Raw genomic sequence first — 3,455 nt, forward strand, 5'->3', positions numbered from 1 at the left:
ATAATTCAATTGGATGGCGGGATCCAGCTCGGTGACATTCAGGCCGCCGGGCAACATGCCATGACGCAAAGCCAGCGCGCAAATCACGGCTTCCAGCCCGCCTGCCGCGCCCAGCGTATGGCCGGTCATGCCTTTGGTGGAGCTGCATGGTGTATCGCCGCCGAACACGGCGGCCACAGCCTTGGCTTCCGCCGCATCGTTGCTCTGCGTGGCGGTGCCATGCAGGTTGATGTAATCGATATCTGCAGCTTCCAGTCCCGCCATTTTCAGCGCCTGCTCCATCGCCATGCGCGCACCCAAGCCTTCCGGATGCGGCGAGGACATATGATAGGCATCGCTGGATTCGCCGACGCCGAGCAGCAGCACGACGTCTTCGTCCACGTTATCGGCAGGCCGTTCCAGCAGCGCAAACGCTGCCGCCTCGCCGATGGATATGCCGTCGCGCTGCGCGTCGAACGGACGGCAGGCCTGTTGCGACAGCAGGCCCAGCGAATTGAAGCCGTAAAGTGTGGTCAGGCACAGCGTATCCACGCCGCCGACTATAGCCGCATCAATCAGTCCGGCCTCCATCATGCGCCGCGCTGAAGCGAATACCTTGGCGCTGGAGGAGCAGGCCGACGAAATCGCCACGGCAGGGCCGCTGAGACCGAAATATTGGCGCGTGAAATCGGCCACGGAAAACGTATTCTGCGTTTTGCTGTAAACAAAATCGGATGGCAGTGCGCCGGTTTCCGGGTCGCGCCGACGATAGGCCAGCTCGGACTGCAAGATACCGGAAGTGCTGGTGCCGACGAATATGCCCACGCGGTCGCGGCCGTATTTGGCTACCGCTGCCTTCACCGCATCGGCGAAGCCATCCTGCTCCAGCCCCAGTTGCGCCAGGCGATTATTGCGGCAGTCAAACTCCAATAAATGGGCAGGGAGTTGAACCTCATCCACGCCATCAACCTCGCCAATAAAGGTGGGCAGATCCACGGTATCGAAAGCGCACGACTTCAGCCCGGACTTGCGCCGGCGCAGCGCCTCCAGGGTGGGCGCCAGTCCGCGCCCAATGCTGCTGGTGGCGGTGAAATGGGAAAGTAATAGCGGATTCAATGAAAGGTCAGCAGGATAAAAGTCATATTATAGGTCGGCCTCGCGCAAGGTGACAAAATGCAGGCCGGCATTGGCAGCAGCTTCCAACAGGCCGGGTAGGACTTCGAGGATGACCGGCTGTTTAGTCTTGGTCAGCGCGGCATGGCCGTCGTGCAGCAGTAGGATGGCGCCGGGGCCAAGCTTGGCGAGCAGCCGGGCGGTCACCTTGGCGGCATCGCCGGTGCGGGTATCAAAACCGCGTGCCGTCCAGCTCGCCAGGCGCAAACCCAGCCTCGCCAGCACCGGCTCCAGAAACGGGTTGCGCAAGCCGGCTGGGGCGCGGAAAAACATCGGCGTTTGCCCGGTGATTCTCGTCAGCGTATCTTGCGCAGCCTGAATTTCGCAGGTGAATCCTGCCATGCCCAGCAGGGAGAAATTGTGATGGTGCTGCTGGCTGTGGTTCTCTACCGCATGCCCCCGCCGGACGATTTCGCGGCACAGTTCCTGGTGCTGTGCAGCAAGCTCGCCAATGCAGAAAAACGTGGCTTTGGCCTGATAGCGGTCCAGCACATCCAGCACTTGCGGCGTGACTTGCGGATCGGGGCCGTCATCTATGGTCAGCGCGATTTCATTCCGGGCCGCCGCCGCGTCGGGCAGGCGTGTCCAGTTCGGCCCCAGCCAATGGCTGCGTGGCCACAGGCCGACCACCATGATCAGCAGGTGATTGACGATCACTGCGCCCAGCGCCAAAGGCCATAGCCCAGGCTTGAGCAGTACAGCTAGCAGCGCCAGCGCATGCACGGCAAACGTTGCGCGGATGAACCAGGTAGGACGCCAGCGCCTGCTCACTGTTGCCTCGTCGCAAACACGGCTGAAAACACCAGCGCCAGGATGACGCCGGGCGCGACCGTGACGCCCATCGCCTGTAGCACCGGCACGCTTGAGAATGCCAGCAGCCCAAAGCCGAGCACGGTAGCGACATTGGCGAACAACAGCGAGGCCACAGTGCGCGGCGGCATCGCCTGCGTTGCATCGCGCTGGTCAAAGAATAAGGCGTAGTTGGAGCCGATAGCGACAATCAGCAGCAGGCCGATCAGGTGCAGGATGATGAGCTGCTGCCCAGCCAAGGCCAAACCTGCCGTGACGGTCAACACTGCCGCTGCCAGCGGCAGGATGACGGCGGCCACGCGCCGCGGCGAGCGCAGTACCGCAAACAACAGTGCGACTATCGCCGCCAACCCGGCCAGCGAGAGCAGGATGGCCTCGTGCAGGTAGCCGGAATACAGGCGGTTGGATTCTGCCTTGAGGTCCACGAACAGGGCGTTGCTGGAGCTGGGCAGGGTTTTAGGCAGGGCGTTGCGCACCAGCGCCGCATTGATCTCGCCGTCTTCCGGCGCAGTCAATGGCAGCAAGGCGTTCCAGCGATTGTTTTGCCGGATCAGCAGGCCATCCACCGCCATGGCCATCGCTGTACCGTCCAGGTCGGTGCTTTGCAGCAAAGGCTGGCTGCGAGCAGCCGCCACGTCGGCAAGAAAGGGGGTGAACAGCTGTGGGCGCACGGGCAAATCTTTCGCGGCCTGATCGAGCCGTGAGGCCAATACCGAAGCCTCTGGCAGGCTCGCTTGCCGCGCGTGCTGGGTAGCCTCGCTAGGCAGATAGCGGCTGGGGCTCTCGAACGCAGCGAGCGCGCCCTGTTCCACCAGCGGCTGCAGCGCGAGCGAGACCTGCTCGGCAGAGCGCAGAGTAGCTTCGCGGCTGTCGCCGGAAACCACGACCAGATAGCGCACATCGGGTGCGCCCATACCAGCACGCAAGCGCTTATCCAGCGCTTGGTCGGCAGTAGAAACCGGGCTTAGGGAGGCGAGTTCATGGCTCCACAAATTGTCACGGTGGATATAGAGTATGGTACTGGCTACCGCCAGCAGCGCAACGGCGGCCCAGCGCAAGCGTGGCGCTTGTTTCGCCAGAATTGAAAGCCTTGTGCCCATGGCAGAAACATCACGCACCCGGAACCCTGTAGGCAGTAGATGCGGCAATACATAGCGTGTCATTGCCGCTGCCGCCAGCAGCCCGGCAATCGAATACAGGCCGAGCTGTGCCAGTCCGGGAAAGCCCGAGAACAGCAGTGAGGCGAAGCCGAATACCGAAGTCAGTACGCCCAGCCGTATCGTCGGCCAGACGCGGGCGACCCAGTTTTTGCGGTCGGCTTCGCCTTGTTCAGACTGCATGAACAGGTAAATCGAATAATCCACGGCCTCGCCGATAAGTGCCGTGCCGAAGCCCAGCGTGATGCCGTGTACTACGCCAAAACCCAGACTGACAGCGGCGATGCCCGCCAGAATACCTGTCGCCACCGGCAGGAAGCCCAGGATCAACGCGGT

Annotated in this window: 3 protein-coding genes; all 3 read right to left on the bottom strand. The window is 62.4% G+C overall.

Annotated features, from left to right (window positions below; genetic code table 11):
* The coding region (locus ACR652_RS14185) for a beta-ketoacyl-[acyl-carrier-protein] synthase family protein (protein WP_434507123.1) at window positions 1–1,095 on the bottom strand (1,095 nt) is incomplete at its 3' end.
* Between the two features lie 27 nt (window positions 1,096–1,122).
* Window positions 1,123–1,923, bottom strand: coding sequence for a polysaccharide deacetylase family protein (locus ACR652_RS14190; RefSeq protein ID WP_434507124.1), 801 nt, complete (start codon window positions 1,921–1,923; stop codon window positions 1,123–1,125).
* The coding region (locus ACR652_RS14195; RefSeq protein ID WP_434507125.1) for an MMPL family transporter at window positions 1,920–3,455 on the bottom strand (1,536 nt) is incomplete at its 5' end. The genes ACR652_RS14190 and ACR652_RS14195, both read right to left, overlap by 4 nt.

The sequence above is a fragment of the Methylocystis sp. genome (assembly GCF_051061225.1).
GTDB lineage: Bacteria > Pseudomonadota > Alphaproteobacteria > Rhizobiales > Beijerinckiaceae > Methylocystis.